Annotated in this window: 15 protein-coding genes; 11 read left to right on the top strand and 4 right to left on the bottom strand. The window is 43.1% G+C overall.

Annotated elements, in window-relative coordinates:
* Positions 1–10 precede the first annotated feature (10 nt).
* The 3 genes from E3K36_07510 to E3K36_07500 all read right to left on the bottom strand — a co-directional run bounded on the left by E3K36_07510 (position 11) and on the right by E3K36_07500 (position 3,807).
* Positions 11–775: a sulfite exporter TauE/SafE family protein gene (locus E3K36_07510; protein MCF6155089.1), complete on the bottom strand. Its 765-nt coding sequence runs from the start codon at positions 773–775 to the stop codon at positions 11–13.
* Between the two features lie 158 nt (positions 776–933).
* Positions 934–1,755 carry a hypothetical protein gene (locus E3K36_07505; protein MCF6155088.1) on the bottom strand — a complete coding sequence of 274 codons (822 nt, stop codon included), beginning with the start codon at positions 1,753–1,755 and terminating at the stop codon, positions 934–936.
* 144 nt (positions 1,756–1,899) lie between these two features.
* Complete coding sequence (locus E3K36_07500; protein ID MCF6155087.1) at positions 1,900–3,807, bottom strand: PAS domain S-box protein; 1,908 nt, start codon at positions 3,805–3,807, stop codon at positions 1,900–1,902.
* 806 nt (positions 3,808–4,613) lie between these two features.
* Between E3K36_07500 and E3K36_07495 the strand changes: the two genes are divergently transcribed.
* The 8 genes from E3K36_07495 to typA all read left to right on the top strand — a co-directional run bounded on the left by E3K36_07495 (position 4,614) and on the right by typA (position 17,263).
* Entirely contained in the window at positions 4,614–5,948 is a 1,335-nt protein-coding gene (locus E3K36_07495) for a TolC family protein (GenBank protein MCF6155086.1), read from the top strand.
* A 255-nt stretch (positions 5,949–6,203) separates the two neighbouring features.
* Entirely contained in the window at positions 6,204–6,533 is a 330-nt protein-coding gene (locus E3K36_07490; GenBank protein MCF6155085.1) for a YnfA family protein, read from the top strand.
* A gap of 151 nt (positions 6,534–6,684) precedes the next feature.
* Positions 6,685–7,293, top strand: coding sequence for a hypothetical protein (locus E3K36_07485; protein MCF6155084.1), 609 nt, complete (start codon positions 6,685–6,687; stop codon positions 7,291–7,293).
* A complete protein-coding gene (locus tag E3K36_07480) occupies positions 7,290–9,494 on the top strand; it encodes a cation-translocating P-type ATPase (GenBank protein ID MCF6155083.1) in 2,205 nt (734 codons plus the stop codon). Before E3K36_07485 ends, E3K36_07480 begins: the two co-directional genes overlap by 4 nt.
* A gap of 385 nt (positions 9,495–9,879) precedes the next feature.
* Positions 9,880–11,376 carry an efflux RND transporter periplasmic adaptor subunit gene (locus tag E3K36_07475; GenBank protein MCF6155082.1) on the top strand — a complete coding sequence of 499 codons (1,497 nt, stop codon included), beginning with the start codon at positions 9,880–9,882 and terminating at the stop codon, positions 11,374–11,376.
* Between the two features lie 62 nt (positions 11,377–11,438).
* Positions 11,439–11,804, top strand: coding sequence for a four helix bundle protein (locus tag E3K36_07470; GenBank protein ID MCF6155081.1), 366 nt, complete (start codon positions 11,439–11,441; stop codon positions 11,802–11,804).
* A 75-nt stretch (positions 11,805–11,879) separates the two neighbouring features.
* Positions 11,880–15,083, top strand: a complete 3,204-nt coding sequence (locus tag E3K36_07465; GenBank protein ID MCF6155080.1) for a CusA/CzcA family heavy metal efflux RND transporter — start codon at positions 11,880–11,882, stop codon at positions 15,081–15,083.
* Positions 15,084–15,400: 317 nt separating this feature from the next.
* Complete coding sequence (gene typA, locus E3K36_07460) at positions 15,401–17,263, top strand: translational GTPase TypA (protein MCF6155079.1); 1,863 nt, start codon at positions 15,401–15,403, stop codon at positions 17,261–17,263.
* A 131-nt stretch (positions 17,264–17,394) separates the two neighbouring features.
* Here the strand turns inward: typA and E3K36_07455 are convergent, their stop codons facing one another.
* The gene (locus tag E3K36_07455; protein MCF6155078.1) at positions 17,395–17,670 is read right to left on the bottom strand and encodes an HU family DNA-binding protein; all 276 of its coding nucleotides are present in this window, start codon (positions 17,668–17,670) and stop codon (positions 17,395–17,397) included.
* A gap of 231 nt (positions 17,671–17,901) precedes the next feature.
* Between E3K36_07455 and cas6 the strand changes: the two genes are divergently transcribed.
* From cas6 to E3K36_07440, 3 genes are all read left to right on the top strand, one after another.
* Complete coding sequence (gene cas6 / locus E3K36_07450) at positions 17,902–18,753, top strand: CRISPR-associated endoribonuclease Cas6 (GenBank protein MCF6155077.1); 852 nt, start codon at positions 17,902–17,904, stop codon at positions 18,751–18,753.
* Between the two features lie 48 nt (positions 18,754–18,801).
* Positions 18,802–19,008 (top strand): hypothetical protein, encoded by a 207-nt coding sequence (locus E3K36_07445; protein ID MCF6155076.1) that lies wholly within the window; start codon positions 18,802–18,804, stop codon positions 19,006–19,008.
* A gap of 197 nt (positions 19,009–19,205) precedes the next feature.
* On the top strand, positions 19,206–19,334 hold the full coding sequence (locus E3K36_07440) for a DUF861 domain-containing protein (GenBank protein ID MCF6155075.1): 129 nt from the start codon (positions 19,206–19,208) through the stop codon (positions 19,332–19,334).
* Positions 19,335–19,390 lie beyond the last annotated feature (56 nt).

Here is a 19,390-nt window from a genome sequence, read left to right as displayed (position 1 = left end):
TGCTTTCTATCTAGACCAAAAGCCTTGCTGCCATTGCGATGACACAAATAGTAAGCATGAGCCTGATAAACCGTTCACCCCTGGTAACTGACAGATGGCTGCCGATCCAGCCACCGAGGCCGTTACCGGCAGCTAAAGCCAGACCAATCGGCCAATGTATTTTATTATGAAACACAAACACAAGCAACGCGAAGAATGCATTGATACCGACGATAAACACCTTGTGGCTATTGGTCTCCACAAGGTTTAAACCACACATCATGGTTAGGACTGCGATGATCATGAAGCCAATGCCTGCCTGAATAAACCCACCGTAGATCCCAATAAAAAAGAAAGTAATCATCAGCACTATGCGACGGTTCCTGCTTGCATTGATCACACCTCCATTATACTGGATGGTGCCATAACGCCTTCGGATCGGATTCCACAAGATAATTCCAAGAACGAATAACATTATAATGGCCAGTATTCTTTTAAACAAAAGATCGGATACATGTACAGCGGTCTGAGCGCCAACAATGGCTCCCACAAGTGTAGGTACTGACAAGAGAAGACTTAATTTAAAATTCGAAACACCCTTCCTTTTAAAACCAGTGACTGCAAATATGCTTTGAACTGTAATGGCCAAACGGTTGGTTCCATTAGCCACAGCCGTTGGCAGACCAAGAAAAATAAGTATTGGCAGAGAAAGGAGCGAACCACCACCTGCAAGGGTATTGATAAAGCCGGCTATGACGCCAACGGTAAAGATAAGAGGAATTTGCCATGTTTCCATATAGTAATATTATAGTATGAGAGTATAAAAAGTTTTACTTAACACCGATATAAAACTAACGTCACTGTAAAATTATAATTGAGGGGAGAATCGTCACAAAAGAGGGTTATTCCTATGTATTCCTTCGGTCTTAAGGTTTCTTGACTGTTTTATAATAACTACACTTCCTCCAGTTCCGCCTTTAATGCTTCAGCGGACTGGATGCGATTACTGGGGTTTTCCTCAAGGAGTCCCAGGATGACCCTGTTCAATTTATCCGGGATGGCATTATTGATTTCTTGTGGGATGATATTTGCCTCTTGCCATAGTTTCCCCGTCGTTACCTGATACAAGATCAAGCCGACGGAATAGAGGTCAGAGACGGCGTTCATCCGGACTTTTTTTAGTACGGACTTTTCGTCCTCTCCGTTGCGTAATAATCGAATCATCTGTTTTTGTTCTGGTGAGGCATATTCCTTGCTCATACCGCAGATAATTTCTCCGGTTTTAATTGTGCATTCGAGGTCTATCAGTGCCATTGCACCCGTGGTGGGGTTTAAAATGAGGTGGCCGGGTTTGATATCTGAATGAATGTATCCTTTGGAATGCATGTGTTGCAATGGTAATGTGGCGCTGGAAAAATAGTGAATTGTGTGTTCAATTTCGTGTTGATCCGGCAAACCTCTTTTCTTGTAATATTCAACGACATCTTCTCCCTCGAAGTGTGTCATAATAAGATAATTTTGAACAAGCACGGATTTTTCATCCTTGTACATGACGGCATTTCCTTCTGCATACCGGAGGGGGATCTGGGGGTGTGAAAAGAGGGGAAGTATCTTGTATTCTCTGGTATAATTATTGGCAGGGGAGTATTTCATGCCCCACTGGTTCTCTTTGAATTCAGGGTTGCAGAGGATGGCATAATTTGCCCGATGTCCCGGCGCAATCTTGAATTCCTTGAAAGAATATTTGTCGATAGAATACATGTTTGACTTCCTCATCGGTGCAGGTTAGGCACGGACAAACAAGTTTGTCCGTGCCACCCTTTACTATTGAAATTCCCATATATAAATTTATAACCACCCTCATTCCCCTCCTTCGCAAGGTGGGGATCAGGGGAGGTCTTCCACCAAGTATTAATAAAATTATTTTCCCGTTATATCCCTGAATACACAAAGGACCTTGATCGGTTTACCGTTGTCGTCGCACACAAGATTACATGTACTTTCCGAAAGGAAGCGTTCTCCATTTTTTTTCTTGCAATAAGAAATAAAATCTCGCCATACCCCTTTCTTTTTTAACGTCTCAAGTGATTCTCTTCGATCATCAGGATTTACATAAGTATCCTTTACCCGTGTTCCGATCACTTCTTCGGGTGAACTGTAACCAAGCATTTCTGCACCTGCCTGATTGATCCAGGTAAATACCCCCTCTTCGGCTGGTTCACATTGATAGATTCCTTCTTTTAGTGATTTCAGCAACTGCCGGTGATGGAGTTCTGATTCCTGTAGCTCCATCTCTAATCTTTTCCGTTCGGTGATGTCTCTAAATATTCCATCAATACGAATGGGGTTTCCGTTTTCATCAGTTACCAGATTGGATGTCCGTTCCATGTAAAACAGTTCTCCATTTTTTCTCTTGCATAACGATGTAAAACTCTTCCATATTCCTTTTTTGGCAAGTATTTCAACAACCTTCCTGCGGTCTTCGGGATTCACATAGATATCCTTTACCTTCATCCCTATTACCTCTTCCGGGGACTTGTAGCCAAGTATTTCAGTGCCTGCCTTGTTTATGCTAATAAATATCCCGTCCTCAGTCGGCTCGGATTGATATACTCCTTCCTTCACGGAGTTAAACAACTCTCTATACCGCTTTTCAGAGTTCGCTAAAGCCTTTGTCTTCTCTTCCAGACACGTTGTCATCGTGTTAAAGGATTTTGCTAATATCCCAATCTCATCTTTCCTCGGGATGTCTACCCGTTGTGTTAAATCTCCTGATGCAATTTTTTCGGTAACTTCGGTCAGTTTAATGATAGGTATCGAAGCCTTTTTGCCAATAAAATACGCTATGATTACTATAGGAAATGCAATTATTATCAACACTGAACTTACAATATAATTGAGATTGTACGCTGCTCCATAACCTTCTTCCCTGTCGATTTCTGCTATGACACCCCAATTAAACTCAGGTAACCAGCGCCATGCACCCAATACCGCTATTCCCCGGTAATCTTTGTAGCCTTTTGCATCAAACCCATTATTACCGGTGACACACTGTTTCACACCATGGGTTAATTCGCCAGTTTCCCGGCTGACCAACCTTAATTCCAGGGCACACCTTTTTTTTATCAGCCCCATATCTTTTAAATCCTGAGCAAACCTTGACTCCGTTATCATATATCCGTCTTTGTTCACCAGATACGTTTCACCGGTCTTTCCCAATTTTAGGCTCAACATCAGGCCGTTCAGTGCCTTCACATCTACCCGGATGGCAACGACACCGGCTACAACCCCATACCTGTCTCTTAATGGCGTTGAAACAAACATGGTCGGCATGCCCGCTTCTTTTTCCCCAAATTCATTTGTTAACGGGACTTCAGATGGAATAATACCCGATACAAATGTATATCCTTGAACCGCCCGTTTGAAGAAGTCCATTTGTGAAATATCGTTTCCCACACCTTCTTCTGCTGTTGCAACTGTTACCAATCCTTTCTTATTACTTATCAAAATACCCTTGTAACCATGCTTTTTCCTCACGACCTCCAAGTAATGAACGATATCGGGATAATCTGTGTCTTCTTTGGTAATCTCTGCGCATTTGATCATAAACGGATTCTCTGCAATTACGCCAACATTCTTTATTCTCTCATCCATCCAATTCGTCACTAATTCAGCCTGTTTATGTCCAATACCATCAAGGTTTCGTATAAGCACTTCCTGAAGATCGGTCTGTACCCTTGGATATGCAATAATTCGCAACAAAACGAACGGCAGCAATGTAAATGCAATGAGTAAAAAAATGAGCCGACTTTTAATCGAGGTGTACATTTTTTTTTCTCCTTAATGAAACAGAATTTACGCACCCAGTATACCTGCTGACTTATGGAGAGTAAATCAAAAATAATTTTCTGCTTGCTTTTATAGTAAATTGATAATTATTATGATGAAAAGAAACTTCATTATAAATAACAGTCGCTTCATTCACTAAGCATGCGTAAAACTATCTTCTTTAAAAAAAGCCTTCAAAGTATTTTGGTGATATGGTTTCTCATATGTATATTACCAGGCGATTGTTTCTTACTGGGGTGTGGAGAAAACGATTTGTTGCATTGTGCAGAAAAGGAATCAGTTATTTTATCCCATAATGATGCTCAATCTCCCTTTTCAATGGATGATCACCATTGTCCGCATTGTTGTCTCCTGTGTACCCACAATTTAGCCATGGGATTATTACAAAACACCTCGTTATTTCTCAATAGTCCATCCAGTTGGTTTCAATCCCTTCATTTTAATCATTTCAAAAGCATTTTCCATACTATCATTTATCATCCACCGCGTTTAGTCGCGTAATCCATTCTGTAAGTATCAACATCTCACAATACCGTAGTAGTTCACTACAGAAAAGATAGGGAATACCCCTGAAATAGATGCAATTGGGTAGCTACGGCTTTCGTCATTCGTCTGAGACTCCGGCGTGAACTTGTCCGAACGCCTACGCCGAAGACTCACGACAAAGCCTGTGTAATGGGGGCAGCCTTCTACTCGCTTCAGAGCAAACTCTGCTCTCGGTGCAATCCCGTGCAAATCCGTGGTGAACATTACACAATACTTGGTTTATCGAGAAAGGTTATGATATGTATACGCATGTTACTTTTAATCACCGTCTTCAAAGATACGGATTTATTTCTTTAATTGTTATAGCTTGCCTACTGATTGATTTACCATATTTTTGGAGAATAGCCATTGGAAGCGAATTCCCGATTAAAGCTGAGGATAAAAATACTCAATCGGTGAATAAAATGATTTCGCTTGCAGAAGCTATTCATGGCGCTGTTGAAAGAAATCCACAATTGCAATCGACAAGGGATCAGGTAGATGTAGCCGCTGGGGCATTAAGGCAGTCAAAATTGTACCCGAATCCTGTCTTAGAACTTTTGGCAGACCAAATGCCTACTACTGAGATTGGGCTGAATCAAAGCCAAAACCTGGTTGCCGTAACTCAGCCCATCATCACGGGTGGTAAGAGGGGACTGGGAATCAAGATCAGTGAAAAATCAAAAGAAAAAAACGAGTTCGAACGCGATGCCGTTTTATTGAATGTCATCGCCGACACAAAGAAGGCGTTTTGTAAGGTTATAGGAGATCAGGAAGGGTTAGCTATAGCCAGGGAAACAGAAAAAATTGCGAGCAGTATTTATAAGAGTGAGAAACTCAGATTTGAGGCGGGTGAAGTGGCTATTACGAATGTCATTAGGGCAGAAGTAGAATCGTCAAAGGCAAGAAATTCTGTATCCAATGCAGAAGGCAATCTGCAAAATTCGATAAAGGAGTTACAAACGGTGATGGGAGTTCCGGAAGAAACAATTAATGGTGTAACAGGAAAACTTCTAACAAGACCTGTGGAGTTGTCACTTCATGATCTTGAACTAAAGATGGAGAATAATCAACCATTCCTTAAGGCATCAAAGAAGAATATTGAAATGGCAGACACACAGTTAATGTTAGAAAAAAGACAGGTTATACCTGATATCAATGTATCGGCGGGCTATCAAAGGCTCACAGCGGAGAACATAGACACTGTGAAGATGTCTGTTGAAATACCGGCTCCCTTTTTTAATCGAAACCAGGGCAACATACAGAAGGGTAAGGCCCTTGCAAGAAAGGCGAAGAGTGAGAACCTGTCGGTTTACAATGATCTGTTATTTCAGTTAAGAAGAAATTTCAATTCATACAATGTGGAACGGAAGCGTGTCATTGAATTTAGGGATAAGATTCTGCCAAAGGCAGAAGAATCCCTTAAGTTAATTACAAGGGGATACAAAGAAGGTGAGTTTAATTATATAGACTTGCTTGATGCCCAGAGGACATGGGCAGAAACAAGGATTTCCTATATTGAATCCCTAAAAAGTTTAAACCAGTTCATTGCAGATATTGAAAGGCTGGCGGTGACGAAAATAGGGGGACAATGATGGTGGCAAAAGATTTGTCGTAATGGTTTACCGTAAAGACGCAAAAAACGCAGAGGAATATCTGAAAGAAGAAAATAAACTTCCAACTTGTTCTAAAACCATGTCCTCATGGAACTGGGGGTCATTTTGGAACGCAATAGTAGGGAAACGCTATTGCGGGGGTAAGGTGCATCTGTACCTTCCCCCTTGAAGAATAATTATCGTACCTCGTGACAGAAAAGGTCTCCAATGGAATAGGAGTTGAAAATGGAAAAGATTGAAATTGCCAGGTCAATTTTCTTCTTTATTCTTGCCGGATTCTGCGAAATTGGCGGAGGATACCTGGTATGGCTCTGGCTAAGAGAGGGTAAGAGTATTTGGTTCGGTTTATCCGGTGCGATCGTGTTGATTATCTATGGAATTATACCAACATTCCAGCCTGCAAATTTTGGCCGTGTCTATGCTGCCTATGGTGGCATCTTCATTGTTCTCTCTATTCTGTGGGGTTGGCAGGTTGACAAGACTGCCCCGGACAAATTTGATCTGATTGGCGGTCTTATTGCCCTCATTGGTGTAATTATCATCATGTACTGGCCAAGGGGATAATTTTGATAGGCAGGGAATGTTACAGACAAACTCGTTTGTCTGTGCTTGTTTTCCCTATGCGAAACATGGCGGGTAAGAATAAGCAAGGGTGTTCAACTAGCGTATTACAAATTACCCTAAACGAAAAATCTATCAAACGAAAGGGCACGTTATGAAAAAGTGGTTTGCGTGCATACTGTTTGTTTCTTTGCCATGTGGTTGTGCAGAAGCTCCACATGCCGGACATGGCCAGGAAATGACGCTTTATGAGATAAAAAAGCAACATCCTTATTTGTGGGTTGAAAAGCACCACGTTTATTTATCAGAGCAGCAAATGAATGAATTAACCCGGCAGGGCATTGAAATTGGTGAAGGTGAAAGGACCGTTGTCTATTATTCCATGACTACAAGACGCGGTCGGAGTGAGGTAGAAAAGGCGTTCCCGGTTAGAGGTGAGGGAGAGCATGGGCCCTTTGAACTTATTGTCGATATTGAACGCACTATTGCAATCCAAGAAATTCACATTGTTAAAAATCCTGCAGACCGCGATGGAAATCCTGTTATCGATAACGATTTCATTGAACAATTTATTGGAAAGGACGTAACATCTTCTTTCGAGGTCATAAAAGGTTCTGAAGATGTATTCACAACCCCAACTAAAATCAGATCGATCAGAAATGCACCTATCACCTCTGAAAGAATTGCAAAGGAATTGAGAAAATGTCTGGCCGTGGCCAAGATACTTAAGCGTGACTACCCCATTTGGAGTGTAGAACAATGACAGAAGATATAGTTGAAACCTATAAACTGATTGTTGAGGGAATGGATTGTCAGGATGAGGTAAATATCATCGAAAAGAAGTTAAGATCCCTTGCTGGCATAAAAGACTTCCAGATTTATCTTGCCACTCAGGGCGTAAAAGTCATTTATGACCCTTCATTAATTTCGATACAGCAAATCATCAAGAGTGTTGCTGAAACGGGGATGAAGGCATCGGTTGTTAGGGAAGCCATGGCAAAAATCACCTGGTGGAAGGAGAAGAGGATTATAGCCCTTTCAGCGTGCGGCCTTTTTACCTTAGTAGCCTTTGTATTGGAAAAACTTGAATGGAAGGGGATGATAACTATTATCCTTCACAGTTTGGCCATTGTTATTGGTGGTTATTATCCTGCAAAGATGGCATTCAACGCCTTAAAGACACTGACCCTCAATATCCGAACCTTAATGGTTACTGGGGCTATTGGGGCTGTAGCGCTCGGATTATGGGAGGAGGCTTCCATGCTGGTCTTTATATACCTGTTGGGCGACGTCTTAGAAATCTATACCGTAAGCAAATCAAGGGGTGCTATACGGATGCTCATGGAACTGACACCAAAAGAAGCGCTGGTCAGGAGAGATGGGAAGGAAATGATTTTGCCCGTAGAAGAGGTAGAAATCTCTGACAGTATCATCATACGGCCAGCTGAAAAAATACCCCTGGATGGAAAGATAATAAAAGGCTACTCCGGCATCGATCAATCTCCCATTACCGGTGAATCGATCCCTGTAGAAAAGAAGGAGGGAGATGATGTCTTTGCAGGTACACTAAATCAAAGGGGTGTCCTGGAAGTGATGGTAACGAAATTATCGAAGGATACCACCCTTGCGAAGATTATTCATTCAGTAGAAGAGGCCCAGGCAAGAAAATCCAGCTATCAGCGCTTTGGCGAAAAGTTTGGAAAATATTATACCCCTGTAATGTTTGCCCTGGCCTTCGTTGTGGCGGTAGTTCCTCCCTTGCTGTGGGTAGGATTTTCTTACTGGTTCTATAGGGGACTCGTGGTTTTGGTTGTGTCGTGTTCTTGTGGTATTGCCCTCTCGGTTCCGGTTACAATAGTTGCAGCTATTGGGAATGCGGCTCGGCATGGCATATTGGTAAAGGGTGGAGTATTTCTCGAGATTGCAGCAAAACTGAAGGCCATCGCCTTTGATAAAACCGGAACTGTTACCATTGGTAAACCTTCTGTTATTGATATCATACCTTTGAATAATCAGACAAAAGAAAAAATACTACAACTGGCTGCCAGTATCGAAAGCCGTTCCGAGCATCCCCTTGGAGAGACTATTGTAAGTCATGCAAAGGAAAGGGGATTACATCTTCAGATGGTAGATGCATTTGAGTCCTTGCTAGGGATGGGTGCAAAGGCAAAAATAGGTAACTGTGAATATTTTATTGGTAGCAAACGCCTCTTCTTGCAATTTTTAACTCCTAACGCAGCAGGCTACAACGAATTCACCTCCTCCTCTATCCCCCTCTATGAGGGGGACAAAGGGGGAGGGGAAACAGGGGTAGTAAAAAACCCGCAAAAAACAGACAAAATCCTTGCTCAAATCTCTGAGTTAGAGAATCAAGGGAAAACAGTTATATTATTGGGCTCTGAAAAGGAACTCCTGGGAATTATTGCGGTAGCTGATAGGGTCAGGGTGGAGGCCAAAAATGTCGTTCAGACCTTAAAGCATGAGGGAATCGAAAGGGTTATCATGCTGACGGGCGATAACGAGGGAACAGCCGCTGAAATTGCCAGAGAAACTGAAATCGATGAATTTTATGCTAAATTGCTTCCGGAAGATAAGGTGGAAACCGTGAAGAAACTAAAGGAAAAATATCATTGCATTGCTATGGTGGGAGACGGTGTCAACGATGCCCCCGCCATGGCAGAATCAGATGCAGGGATTGCTATGGGGGCCGCTGGCACTGATATAGCCATCGAGACCAGTGATTTTGTCCTTATGTCAGATGATCTGGCAAAGGTTCCTTATATAATCAAACTGAGTCGAAGGGCTGTGAAGATTATCCGACAAAATATCGTTATTTCTCTCCTTATCATTGCCTTTCTGGTACCAGTAGCCCTTTGTGGTTGGATTGGTCTTGTACCCGGGCTCCTGATTAACGAGATAGGCGGATTAATTGTTATAGCGAACGGACTGAGACTTTTGAGGTAATAAAACGTTAAGGAATTTCAAAAGTGCGGTTGTAGAGCGAAGAGACTCTTCGCTCTCCATTGAAAAGCAGCCGAATGCCTAATTTAAATGTATAGGAATATTTATTTTATTTACGCAGTTTTCAAGATATAGGGTAGCTGCAACCTAAAAAGGTTGCGCCATTCCCCGATAGGTTCGGGGATGGGTTTGCGCAGGCTTCGTTGTGAGTCTTCGTCGTGAGCTCAGTCGAACGATACAAGGGTGTGAAAGTTTGCTGGAACACACCCCCGACCCCTCTTTTTAGAGGGGACATGAAAAGCCGCTGCCTTTGGCAGCTTACCTAAAATGAACAGGGGGATCAATCATGGGGGACAAGAAGATATATCATACAGCTTATTTTAAGAAGATGTTGCCAATTGGTATTGCCGTCGTGGTAGGAATTGTGCTGGCAGTAATTATTTTCCGTATGAAGAAAACAACAGTTGAAGAGCCTCATGAGCATGCTGCCTTGGAACATGAGCATGAGGAAGAAAATCAGGTAAAAGGGTCTCATGGCGGCAGATTGTTGTCTGAGGGTGATTTTCAGGTTGAGATCACCATTTACGAACGTGGTGTTCCTCCCCAATTTAGAGTTTATGTATTTGATAGAGGAGAAGCAGTTAACCCTGATGAGGTGAAACTAATTATAGAATTACATAGACTCGGTGGCAGGGTGGATGTAATTAACTTTCGAACAGAAGGCGGGTATCTTTGTGGTGATAAGGTTGTTGAAGAACCGCACTCTTTTGATGTCAAGGTGTTAGCAGATTGGAAAGGTAAGACCTATCGATGGGAATATTCGCAGGTGGAAGGCAGAATCGAGCTCAGCCCCGATGCAGTACAAAACGCTGGGATCGGTATTGAGACTGCCGGTCCTGCTCAGATAAAAACCGTCCTTGAGCTTCCAGGCGAGATCGAACTCAATGCAGATAAGGTAGTGCATGTCGTACCGAGAGTCTCAGGTGTGGTAACTGAGGTATACAAAAATCTTGGCGATACGGTCAAGCATGGTGAGGTTATTACCGTTCTCGACAGTCGAGAAGTGGCGGAACTGAAGAGTGAATACATGGCCTCTGTGAAACGAGTAGAACTGGCGCGAGCAACATTTGAAAGGAAAGTACGTCTTTGGAAACAGAAGATCTCTTCAGAAAAAGACTATCTCGCCAGCCGGCAGGCATTGGCAGAAGAAGAGATAAACCTGCAAACGGCTACTCAAAAATTACTCGCATTGGGGTTTTCCCAAACTGATTTGGATAGGATTCCGGAAATGACGGGTAGGGGGCTTACACGTTATGAGTTAAAAGCCCAGTTTGACGGTATCGTTATTAAAAAGGAGGTTGCCGTGGGTGAAGCTATTAAGGAGGATGCCGATATCTTTGCCATCGCTGATTTATGTACGGTTTGGGTAGGAGTCACGGTGTACGCCAAGGACTTGAATGTGGTCAAGGTGGGACAAAACGTTACGGTAAGGTCAAAGATATTAGGTCTGGAAGCGAATGGCACGCTGACGTATCTCGGCCCACTTGTCGGTGAGCAAACACGTACTGCAAGGGGAAGAGTTGTTGTGCAAAATCCTGAAGGGCAGTGGCGTCCCGGCCTCTTTGTAACTGTCGAAGTTGTTCAGGAAGAGATATCAGTTCCAGTAGCAGTATCAGTCAATGCAATACAAACATTTCGTGATTGGTCTGTCGTTTTTGTACAATACGGCGACCTTTTTGAAGTCCGTCTATTGGAGTTAGGGCGAAACGATGGACGATGGGTGGAGGTTCTGCATGGTCTTTCTCCGGGTGAGAAATACGCTTCACGCAACAGCTTTATCCTCAAGGCCGAATTAGGTAAATCAGGGGCAACCCATGAGCATTAACTAATGGTAAATCCGAAACTCGAAACATGAAATATAAAATCCGAAATCCGAAATTAACTGCAATGAACGATGACGAAAATAACCGACATTATGATTTAGAGGAACGTACCTTTCTGTTTGCTAAAAATGTTAGGAGTTTCGTAAGGAAACTTCCTAAAACTATTGCTAATATCGAGGATGGGAAGCAACTAATAAATGCGTCAGGTTCTGTAGGAGCAAACTACATTGAAGCAAATGAATCGTTTAGTAAAAAAGATTTTATTTTTAGAATTAAAATTTGTAGAAAAGAAGCAAAAGAAAGCAGATATTGGCTAAGATTAGTTTTTGTCGCTAATAATGATGAACTTGGAAAAGAACGTGAACAGTTAGTTCAAGAAGCTACGGAATTGATGAATATCTTTGGAGCAATAATCCAAAAAAGTAAATAAAAATATCTTGTTTCGTTTCGGATTTACGCTGAGTACTTTGTGATGATCTGAACTTTTAAGAAAAGAAGGTGAAGTATGCTTGAGCGAATATTAAAATTTTCAATCCACCAACGATGGTTAGTCCTTATAGCAACAATGGCAGTTGCAGTTTTGGGTGTATACAACTATCAAAAACTTCCCATCGATGCAGTGCCTGACATTACCAATGTTCAGGTTCAGATTAATACGGAAGCGCCGGGGTACTCTCCGCTTGAGGTCGAGCAACGTATTACTTTTCCTGTTGAGACATCGATGGCTGGTATTCCCGGTTTAATGGAAACACGCTCGTTGTCACGTTACGGACTCTCACAGGTGACCGTTATTTTTCAGGACGGAACGGACATTTACTTTGCCCGTCAACTGATCAACCAACGCATACAGGAAGTCAAAGGGGATCTCCCTGCCGGCGTTGATCCTATTATGGGACCTATTGCAACTGGCCTTGGTGAGATCTTCATGTGGACTGTGGAGCCTAAAGCCGGGGCATTGAGGCAGGATGGGATGCCTTATACATCCGTTGATTTAAGGACTATTCAAGACTGGGTTATTAGACCTCAACTTCGCAATATTCCAGGTGTTACCGAAGTAAATACCATTGGCGGTTACGAGAAACAATATCATGTAACTCCATACCCTGACAAACTGATTGCCTACGGGTTGTCGTTTCATGACGTTCTTCAGGCCCTTGCCAGAAATAATGCCAATGTAGGCGCCGGGTATATCGAACACAGTGGGGAACAGTATCTGATCAGAGCCCCCGGACAAGTGATCGGCATTGAGGATATCCGGCAGATTATCATAGGAAATTACAAAGGGGTGCCCATTTATATTAAAGACGTAGCAGAGGTTTTATTAGGGAAGGAACTCCGAACCGGTGCAGCAATGGAAAACGGGAAAGAGGTTGTCCTGGGTACGGTCTTTATGCTTATGGGCGAAAATAGTCGAACAGTATCCAGAAAGGTGGCCGATAAGATGGTTGAGGTAAATCATATACTACCACCTGGTGTTATTGCCAGGACAGTTTATGACCGTACCACTCTTGTAGAAAAAACCATACATACCGTAAAGAAGAATCTGGCTGAAGGCGCCCTTCTGGTAATTGCTATTCTGTTCCTCTTTTTGGGAAATATACGAGCGGCCCTTATCACGGCTTTAGTTATACCATTATCCATGTTATTTACTGTTACCGGGATGGTAAGCAACAAGGTGAGCGCAAACCTCATGAGCCTTGGGGCATTAGACTTCGGAATCATTGTTGATGGCGCTGTAATTATCGTTGAGAATTGCATTCGCAGGTTGTCAGAGGAACAACATCGACTTGGACGGCTATTAACACGTCAGGAACGGTTCGAGGTTGTTTTTGAGGCATCAAAGGAAGTACGGAGAGCAACCATGTTTGGTGAATTGATCATTATGATCGTTTATTTACCAATCCTGAGCCTGACAGGAGTTGAGGGAAAGATGTTTTATCCCATGGCATTTACCGTGATTGTTGCCTTATTCAGTGCAATGGTTCTTTCTGTGACGTTTATTCCTGCCGCTATTGCGTTATTCTTTTCCGGAAAATTAGCAGAAAAGGAAAACTTTTTCGTGCGATGGGCCAAGAAAACCTATATCCCTGTTTTAAACCTGGCTATGAATAACCGGGGATTTGTCATAACGATAGCAAGCGTGCTTGTTGTCCTGAGTGGCCTTTTAGTGACACGGATGGGAAGTGAATTCATACCGAGTCTGGATGAAGGAGATATGGCAATCCATGCCCTCCGCATTCCGGGGACAAGCTTATCGCAGGCAGTGGAAATGCAGCAGACCCTGGAGGAGAAGATAAAAGAATTCCCCGAAGTGGATAACGTCTTTTCCAAAATTGGAACAGCCGAAATCGCGACCGATCCAATGCCTCCAAGTGTGGCCGATACATTTGTTATGCTAAAACCACGGTCAGATTGGCCGGATCCTCATAAACCAAAAGAAGATTTGATACATGAACTTGAGGAGTTTCTCGGGAAAATTCCGGGAAATAATTATGAATTTACCCAGCCGATCCAGATGCGATTCAATGAGCTTATCGCAGGGGTGAGGAGCGATGTTGCGATAAAGGTATTCGGGGATGACATGGGAGTCCTGCTTGAGACCGGGGAGAAAATCGCCGGAGTCCTTGAGAAGATACGGGGGGCATCGGATGTGAAAGTAGAGCAAGTGACAGGGCTACCGGTTCTGACTATCCACATGAACCGCAAAGAAATGGCGCGATATGGCCTTAACATTTCTGATGTGCAGGAGGTAATAGAGGTTGCGATTGGAGGGAAGAGTGCAGGGAATATTTTTGAGGGGGATCGGAGGTTTGAACTCCTGGTACGTCTGCCCGATGAGATGCGCAGTAATGTGGAGGCACTTAAGAGGTTACCGATTCCATTACCGGAGAGTGGAGGTGGATTGAATACGGGTGTATTATTAGCAGCACATTCTAAGGAAAGCAAACGACCTAGTTATATAACACTTGGCTCTATTGCAGAATTTAACATTAAACCAGGCCCCAATCAGATTAGCAGAGAAAATGGCAAACGCCGGGTCGTTGTAACGACAAACGTGCGTGGTTGCGACATAGGTTCGTTTGTCGAGGAAGCTGAAAGAAAGATTAAAGAGGATGTCAACATTCCGGTGAATTACTGGATCACCTGGGGTGGGCAATTTGAGCAACTGATGTCAGCCAAGAAACGCTTGCAAATTGTTACACCCATTGCACTTTTACTAATCTTTTTCTTGCTTTTTACAACATTTGGAACCATAAAAGACGCCCTTTTGGTCTTTACAGGCGTTCCTTTTGCCCTTACCGGGGGGATAGTTGCACTCTGGCTTAGGGGAATTCCATTATCGATTTCGGCTGGTGTCGGGTTTATAGCACTCTCCGGTGTGGCAGTGCTCAATGGACTTGTCATGATCTCATTTATCAACAAACTGCGTGCAGAGGACAATCCCCTCGACCATGCCATCCTTCAAGGTGCAATTACACGTCTGCGCCCGGTATTGATGACCGCCCTCGTTGCCTCTTTAGGGTTTCTTCCTATGGCTATGGCTACCGGAACGGGGGCAGAGGTGCAGCGCCCGCTTGCTACAGTAGTGATCGGGGGAATTCTGTCATCAACTATCCTCACATTGCTTGTACTTCCCGTACTTTATCGGGTATTTTACCGCGCGGATGAAGTTGAAGTCAGTACGGAGGACATGAATGGAAGTATCTAGGCCTAGTGCGGCGTAGCTGCAACCAAAGCAAATTTAACCACAAAATCACAAAGAATTCAAAACCTTCGGAGGATGTAAGAAGTATGATTTATGATGTATGAGGTACGATTTCACCCTCATATCTCAAAACTTCATTTTTATTGACAATAACAAGTCCGTTTGTAATAATATAAAGAATTGTATGAAACGTAGTTTTGAGGCTTAGTGACTCAATTTATATTTTAGTAGCCGCTACGATTATTCGTTGCGGCTTTTTTATTTTAAAGCAATCGTAGGTATTGGTTGTATAATATTTTGCAGTATATTTAAGGAGCGATATGACACAGTTAGTGCGAGACGATATACGGAATGTGGCAATTATTGCCCATGTAGATCACGGCAAGACCACCCTTGTGGACCAATTGCTCAAACAAAGCGGTACATTTCGGTCTAATCAGCAGATTCAAAATGTAGAAAGGATTATGGACTCTAACGACCTGGAACGTGAGCGGGGTATTACCATCCTCGCCAAAAATACCGCTATCAATTATAAAGGCGTGAAGATCAATATTATTGACACGCCGGGGCATGCCGATTTTGGTGGAGAAGTGGAACGTGTCCTCAAGATGGCCGACGGTGTCTTATTGCTGGTGGATGCAGCTGAAGGGACGATGCCCCAGACACGGTTCGTACTCCGTAAGGCCTTGAGTTACAATCTCAGGCCCCTTGTGGTTATCAATAAGATTGATAGACCCGATGCCCGTTGCTCGGAGGTATTGAATGAGGTCTTTGACCTCTTTGTTGAACTCGATGCAACCGATGAACAGTTGGATTTTACGGTGATTTATGCCAGCGGACGGGAAGGCTATGCAAAGTTGTCCCTGGAGGGCGATAATAAAGACATTACCCCGCTGCTCGACACGATTTTGCACTACGTTCCAAAACCCAGCGGTGATCCAAATGCACCATTGCAAATGCAGATAACGTCACTGGATTATAATGATTACGTAGGCCGAATTGGGATCGGTAGGGTGTTTAATGGTACAATTCATGCAAGCCAGCAGGTTACGCGGATTGACAAGAACAACCGGCATACGGTACACAGGGTGACGGAATTATTTGCCTTTACGGGATTGGGAAGGCAGTCGGTAAAATCGGCACAGGCTGGTGATATTATTGCTTTAACCGGGATTGAGGATGTCGACATCAGCGATACGATTGCCTCCGTCGAGAATCCGCAAGCTATGCAGAAAATTAGCATCGACGAACCGACACTATCTATGATATTTTCAGTGAACAATTCACCCTTCAGCGGTCAGGACGGCAAATACGTTACCAGCCGGAATCTGAGGGAAAGGCTTTATCGGGAACTTCGGTCAAATGTAGCCCTCAAAGTGGAAGATACAGAAACGCCGGATGCCTTTCGTATTTCGGGGCGTGGGCTCTTGCATCTCTCTGTGTTAATTGAAAACATGCGTCGTGAAGGATATGAGTTGCAGGTCTCTAAACCTAAGGTGATTTTTAAGCAGCTGGAGGGGGAAAAAGCGGAACCAGTGGAATATGTCGTAATCGATGTACCAAAAGAATATGAAGGCCAGGTGATCTCTATGATGGGGGCACGAAAGGGGGAAATGCTCAGTATGGATACCGATAAGGACATCACCCACTTTGAGTTTAAAGTGCCTTCCCGGGGTCTGATCGGCCTGAGGAACCGTCTCTTAAGCTCTACCCGCGGAGAAGCAGTGATGTACCATAATTTTTATGACTACGAACCTTACAAAGGTGACATTGCCCATCGCATACAGGGCGTGCTCATTTCCATGGCCGCAGGTGAGGCAACTGCTTATGCCCTGGATGGATTACAGGACAGGGGTATAATGTTTGTAAAACCTGGTGATCGTGTGTATGAGGGGATGATCGTGGGTGAACACTGTGAGCAGAATGATATTACGGTGAATGTCATCAGGGCAAAAAAGGCCACGAATATTCGTAGTGCGACGGCTGACAAAGGGATCAAACTCCCTCCTCCCAGAGAATTCTCGCTGGAGATGGCCCTTGAGTATATCGAAGACGATGAATTAGTGGAGATTACTCCAAAAACATTCCGATTGAGAAAGAAACTCCTTACCGAGAACGAACGGAGAATTACCCGCAGACAACAAACCCTTGAATCTGTTGAGACATCCACAGAAAAGCCATAGGGTGGTATTTTATAAATTTCTTGTAAGGTTAAAATTCCTTGTGTAAAGCGAATTTTGTAACTATCCGGGAAGAAACAAAAAAGCAGGCTCTGGAGCCTGCTTTTTTGTTGTATATCCAAGAGGGGAATGATTTATTTATTGACGACGTTCTTGAAGTCCTGTCCCGCAGTAAATTTTACCGTTTTGCTGGCCTTGATGTTAATCACAGCGCCCGTCTGCGGATTGCGCCCTTTCCGTGCCTTTCTGGTCCTTACAGAAAAGGTACCGAAGCCAATTAAGCGAACCTCCTTGGTCTTCTTAACACCATTCTTTATGCCATTTAACACGGCATTTACAGCCATTTCCCCGCAAGCCTTTGACATCTCACACTCTTTTGCTACAATTTCAACTAATTCCTGTTTATTCATCCAACAACCTCCTTTCGATAAAATGGTTTAATAAAGGGTGTTAAATTCGGGGTTAGAATACATTAAACGGACTTCTGAATCAAGTATTTTCTGGATTTTTTTTGAAAATAATATCTCCACGATAAAATTCCCGTGTGTCTTTCAAGGAATTTATATTGAAAATCTTATCCAAAGACTTACAATTATCAACGTTGGACTACTCATTAACTTGCTCAGAGGAGGAAATAGGATGTGAGGATAAAGATAGCCTTAAAAACCCACAAATTACCCATCCTCTACCGGCATCGGTTTATGGCCCTTATAAAGGAAGCACTGGGCGAATCAGATGCCGGTTATAAACAGTATCTCTATCCCGCCAGGGACTCCTGCAAATCCAAGCAAGCAAAGCCATTTGCTTTCAATGTGGTAATCCCTTCCGATAGAACTGCAAAAAAAGAAAAGATCACAATAGATAGCGAATTCGAAGTCGAAGATACAGTATTTTATTTTTCTCCCGATAGTTTCCTTTCCTTTTACGTAAGCTCATCTGATTATCAGTTCATGATAAATCTTTATAATGGACTTCTGAAGATAAAAGAATTCGACTTTGGCAGTAAGATAATCCTCAAATTAGGGAAGATATTTCTGCTCAATGAACGGGAGATCAGGGGAGATGAAGTAATATTCAAGACCAATTCTCCCGTGTTAATTGAAGATAGAGACGGTAAACCTATCCTGCCTTTTCAAATTTCATCAGACGTCAGCCCTCAGTTTTCAGCCCTCAGCCTTCGGTCTTTTAATGACCATTTCAATGAAATTCATGACAGAATCTTGAGTGATTTAAGGGGAGTGAACGGAAAGAAGGGGCAAGGGTTACAGAGAAAAATGGAATTGATTCCTCTTAATCTCAAGAAACAGGTAGTAAAACATACCTTGAGGGATTTCAGGGAAAAGACCGGCAAGCCATACATGACCCTTACCACGTTTCAGGGTTGTTTTACCTTGAAAGGTAACTCGGGAGACTTGCAGACCCTTTACCAGGTGGGTATTGGACTCAGGACAGGTCAGGGGTTTGGGATGGTGGAGGTGGAAAATATAATGTAGAGACACGTTGCCGCGGCCATGAAAACTTGTGGTTGTGGAGGTAATCAGATGATCAAAGATGCTGAATATCTCATGAAATTTAAAGAGGAATTTACTGCAAAGAAAAAGATGTCTTATGAGCAGGCATTGGACATTGTTGAAGCCATGTGGGAAGAAGGAGTCATTCTTGGCGTCTTACCCCCAAAAGATCTCATGGAAGGCATAGAGGTTGACATAAAGATAGCAAAGGTTCTGAATGCATGTTTAAAGAATTGAATTTGACATATCGTTTCCCGGAGAAGGATTTCTGGAAATATTTAAGCAGATTTTTTAAGCTGGTTTTAGGGTGGCACGGACTTCGTCGTGAGCGCTCAGTCAAATGACAAACTCGTTTGTCCGTGCCTGATTTAAACAAGAGAATTTATATGAGTATGGCTAACAAAGAATCCGAATGATGGGTTCAATTTGCAAAATTGAATCCGCCGGAGTGCTATATCCTTGAGGGTGAGGTTGTTGTGGAAACAAAGGATGGTGAAAAGATAGAAATCAAGGCTGGTGACTTTGTTACCTTCCCGAAGAGTCTCTCCAGTTATGGGATGTAAAGGAGTCTAAAAAACGAAAGATAGAATTCGGGAAAGAGGGAAAGTAGGGGGAGAAT

Source organism: Candidatus Brocadia sp. (assembly GCA_021646415.1).
Lineage (GTDB): Bacteria > Planctomycetota > Brocadiia > Brocadiales > Brocadiaceae > Brocadia.
Note: the sequence above shows the minus strand (reverse complement) of the source record. Positions and strands in the feature narration are given on the sequence as shown.